The sequence below is a fragment of the Ferrovibrio sp. genome (genome assembly GCF_035304305.1).
Classification (GTDB): domain Bacteria; phylum Pseudomonadota; class Alphaproteobacteria; order Ferrovibrionales; family Ferrovibrionaceae; genus Ferrovibrio.
This window is the reverse complement of record NZ_DATGQG010000075.1, coordinates 1-4,053: the sequence shown is the minus strand read 5'-3', so window position 1 is coordinate 4,053 and position 4,053 is coordinate 1. Positions and strand designations below refer to the sequence as shown.

General features: G+C 65.7%; 5 protein-coding genes. 1 reads left to right on the top strand and 4 read right to left on the bottom strand.

Translation table 11 applies throughout. The features are described 5' to 3' along the window. From VKZ87_RS09495 to hslV, 3 genes are all read right to left on the bottom strand, one after another. A partial coding sequence (locus VKZ87_RS09495; RefSeq protein ID WP_324221013.1) for an SDR family NAD(P)-dependent oxidoreductase occupies positions 1 to 192 on the bottom strand: 192 nt, incomplete at its 3' end. A gap of 128 nt (positions 193 to 320) precedes the next feature. After that, entirely contained in the window at positions 321 to 1,631 is a 1,311-nt protein-coding gene (gene hslU / locus VKZ87_RS09490; protein WP_324221012.1) for an ATP-dependent protease ATPase subunit HslU, read from the bottom strand. After that, entirely contained in the window at positions 1,628 to 2,194 is a 567-nt protein-coding gene (gene hslV / locus VKZ87_RS09485; RefSeq protein WP_324221011.1) for an ATP-dependent protease subunit HslV, read from the bottom strand. Before hslV ends, hslU begins: the two co-directional genes overlap by 4 nt. Positions 2,195 to 2,424: 230 nt before the next feature. Between hslV and VKZ87_RS09480 the strand changes: the two genes are divergently transcribed. Next, entirely contained in the window at positions 2,425 to 3,288 is an 864-nt protein-coding gene (locus VKZ87_RS09480) for a hypothetical protein (protein WP_324221010.1), read from the top strand. Positions 3,289 to 3,300: 12 nt separating this feature from the next. Here VKZ87_RS09480 and VKZ87_RS09475 read toward each other — a convergent pair. Then, positions 3,301 to 4,053: hypothetical protein (locus VKZ87_RS09475; RefSeq protein WP_324221009.1), on the bottom strand; the 753-nt coding region annotated here is incomplete at its 5' end.

Genomic DNA, 4,053 nt, shown 5'->3' with positions numbered 1-4,053 from the left:
ATCGCCCTGGACAAGGAAGGCCTCGCCGCCCAGCGCCTCGCATTCGGCGCGCACGGCTTCCGCCGGTTCGCGGCTTTTCGAGAAGTTGATCGCCACCGCGCAGCCCCGGCCGGCCAGCAGCCGCGCCGTCGCCGCGCCGATACCGCTCGAGCCGCCGGTAACCAGCGCGACGCGGCCTTTCAGGTCAGTCATGGGGCGTCCTCCGCATGTATCCGTTGCGGCCAGAATGGCGGAATCCGCCGGCGGAGTCATCAGGAAGCCCGGGCGTCCTTGGCGCGGACAGGACGATGCCCCCGGCCGGCACCGAGGGGCGGAGCCGGCTACAGGATATACTTGCTGAGATCGCTGTTGGCGGCGAGCTCGCCAATGCGCTCGCGCACATAGGCGGCGTCGATCTTCACCGTCTCGCCGAAATGGTCGGTCGCCGTGTAGCTGATCTCCTCCAGCACGCGCTCGAGGATCGTGTGCAGCCGGCGGGCGCCGATGTTTTCCACGCCCTCGTTCACGTCGGCGGCGATCTGCGCGATGGCGTCGATCGCATCCTCGGTGAACTCCAGGGTCACGTTCTCGGTGCCGAGCAGGGCGACATACTGCTTCAGCAGCGAGGCTTCCGGCTCGGTGAGGATGCGCTTGAAATCCTCCCGCGTCAGGCCTTTCAGCTCGACCCGGATCGGCAGGCGGCCCTGCAGTTCCGGCAGCAGGTCGCTCGGCTTGGCGATCGAGAAGGCGCCCGAGGCGATGAACAGGATGTGGTCGGTCTTGACCGGGCCATGCTTGGTGGCGACCACCGTGCCCTCGATCAGCGGCAGCAGGTCGCGCTGCACGCCTTCGCGCGACACGTCGCCGCCGCCGCGGTATTCGCTGCGGGCGCAGATCTTGTCGATCTCGTCGATGAAGACGATGCCGTTCTGCTCGACGGCCTGGATCGCCTCCTTCACGACGTTCTCCTGATCGAGCAGCTTGTCGCTTTCCTCCTGGGTCAGCGCCTTCATGGCGTCCGCCACGTTGGTTTTGCGCGGCCGCCGGCGCGTGCCGAAGGCCTTGCCCAGCATGTCCTGCAGGTTCAGCATGCCCATCTGCGCGCCGGGCATGCCGGGTATCTCGAACATCGGCATGCCGCCGCCGGTATCGGCGAGGTCGATTTCCAGCTCGCGCTTGTCCAGCTCGCCCTCGCGCAGCAGCTTGCGGAATTTCTGCCGCGTCTCGACGCTCGCCTTGTCGCCGACCAGCGCATCCAGCAGCCGTTCCTCCGCCGCCAGTTCGGCGCGGGCGAAGACCTCCTTGCGGCGACGCTCGCGCATCATGCCGACGCTGATCTCGACCAGGTCGCGCACGATCTGCTCGACGTCGCGGCCGACATAGCCGACCTCGGTGAACTTGGTCGCCTCGACCTTCAGGAAGGGCGCATTGGCCAGCTTGGCGAGCCGGCGCGAGATCTCGGTCTTGCCGACGCCGGTCGGGCCGATCATAAGGATGTTCTTCGGCAGCACCTCGTCGCGCAGCGCATCGGGCAGCTGCTGGCGGCGCCAGCGGTTGCGCAGGGCGACCGCCACCGCCTTCTTGGCATCCTTCTGCCCGATGATGTAGCGGTCGAGCTCGGAGACGATTTCACGCGGCGAGAAGGCGGTCATGCGAGTTTTTCGATGATGATGTTGCGGTTGGTGTAGACGCAGATATCGGCGGCGATCTCGAGCGAGCGCCGGGCGATCGCCTCGGCATCCATGTCGCTGCGGTCGATCAGCGCGCGGGCCGCGGCCAGCGCGAAATTGCCGCCCGAGCCGATGCCGATCAGGCCGTCCTGCGGCTCCAGCACGTCGCCGGTGCCGGTCAGGATCAGCGATACCGAGCGGTCGGCCACCGCCATCATCGCTTCCAGCCGGCGCAGGTACTTGTCGGTGCGCCAGTCCTTGGCGAGCTCGACGCAGGCGCGCGCCAGCTGGCCCGGATAGCGCTCCAGCTTGGATTCCAGCCGCTCGAACAGGGTGAAGGCATCGGCGGTTGCGCCGGCGAAACCGGCAAGGATCGAGCCGTCGCCGATGCGGCGCACCTTGCGCGCATTCGCCTTGATCACCGTCTGGCCGAGGCTGACCTGGCCGTCGCCCGCCAGCACCACCTGGTTGTCCTTGCGCACGGCAAGGATGGTGGTGCCGTGCCAGACGGGGAAGCGGTCGGCCGGCCCTTCACTGCTGTTCATGCGGGAAATCCTCATCTGCGATGGCCAGAGATGTAGGAAGCGGGCGGCAGCGATGCAAGCTCGACACGCGGGAATACATGTCCGGCGGCGGCAAAGGCCGGAATGCTACCAAAGGTTTACCTGACGGGAAACCGCGCCCGTCCTCTCTCGACACTCTTTCCATCCTGCCATAGAGTCGAACGCGGGCCGGTGCCGTCCGGGTGGGAGCGGGCGCCGGCATGGGGAAGGCAATGACCTATCTAATCGATCCGACGGGTCGCTGGTGGCGTTGGCCATCCTCGGTGCTGGCCGAACAGCTCGGCTATCCTGATCCGGACTTCGATCTCGGCGCCTATGCGGCACGCAACCTCGGCTATGTCTGGGTGGCGCCGCAGGATGACGCGACCCTGCTGCAGTTCCGCGCCGGCATGATCAGCATGGCCAGCGTCGATGCGCTGACGCCCTATCTGCAGAAAAGCCTGGCGGCCGGCAAACCCGTCGGGCTCGTCTTCTTCGCCAGCGGCTGGATCGAGGAGGCGCATACCGAGATCGAGCCGCTGGTCGAACGCCTGAAGGATCTCTCCGACTACAACGAGCCGCATATCCGCGACCTTTTCATCCGCCAGCCGCACCAGCCGCGCGACTGGCTGCGCGACGGCCAGCACGAGCTGGCAGGCCTGTTCGCGCTGTGGCGCGCCGTCGGCGGCCTCTATTCCGAACCGATCGAGACCTATCTGCGACGCACGGGACTGGTGAAGCGGACGGTTTTCGTCGAACCGGACGGCAATGACATTCTGCTGGTGAAGAACAGCGGTGCCGGATTTACCGTCTATGACGACTTCTCTTTCGAATACTGCGTCGGACGCCGCCTTACCGATCAGCCGGACAAAGCCTATGGCCGCTGGATCGAGACCACCTACCGGGAATGTCTGACTTCCGGCGATCCGGTCGTCGATGATGTGGACGCGATCGTCGAACAGCCCGGCTATGATCCGCGCCGTCGGCGCTACCAGCGCGTCATATTGCGCTGGAAAACGCCGGACGGGCGGCCATTGGTGACCGGAAGCTCCCTCGTGACATCCATCTCGATTCCGATGGATCTCAGCAAGATCTAGCGTCCGCGGGCATCAGGCATAGACGCGGGCAGGCTCGACCTTGACCTTGCGCGATTCCCGCTCCTCGGCTTCCGCGATGAGATCGTTGAAGCGCTCCAGATCGCCGAGCAGTTCTGCACGGGGCATCCAGACGAGCGTTCCCTGATAATGCGGTCCGACCGGCGAATTGTACCAGTCCATCGCCGGTTCGACATGCCGGTAGCCATAGGCTGCCGCAACACCCATCTCCACCAGCTTGGTGCTGACGAAGCTGATCGTGTAGTCGGTGTTCCACCGCGTGTAGGCCAGCGCCCGCGAGATACGCGGCAGGATTACGGCAAGATGGCGGCGCCGGTAGTCGGGATGGATCCACGTGCAGCCGGAATACACGACATTGCCGCGGATGCGCCGCGCGCTCGGCGCCGTGATGGTGCAGCTTTCGCCGTCATGCCGCATCGACTGCGGATCCGCATAGAAAAGACGCAGGCTGGTGATCGTCTCCTCCAGCGTGGTGTCGGCCATGTCGAAGTAGTGCGCCGCCTGGGTGCTGATGATTTCACCTGCTTCGTTGCGCCCGATCAGCCAGAAGCCCTTGCTGCCGTCGATGCCGCTGTAATGGCTGTCGAATGTCGGCGGCAGACCGTACCAGTGCTTCAGATTCATCCGGTTCACCTCGCGCAGCAGTTCGAAATCGGTGCTGAGGCTGAGGATGACGCCGCGGTCGCGGGCCGCCTTGTCGGCGGCGAGGAAAAAGCGGCCGAGCCGTTCACGCGGGCCATGCCGGAG

Coding starts and splice junctions, on each gene's coding strand:
- hslU (WP_324221012.1), bottom strand. CDS start 1,631: ATGACCGCCTTCTCGCCGCGTGAAATCGTCTCCGAGCTCGACCGCTAC.
- hslV (WP_324221011.1), bottom strand. CDS start 2,194: ATGAACAGCAGTGAAGGGCCGGCCGACCGCTTCCCCGTCTGGCACGGC.
- VKZ87_RS09480 (WP_324221010.1), top strand. CDS start 2,425: ATGACCTATCTAATCGATCCGACGGGTCGCTGGTGGCGTTGGCCATCC.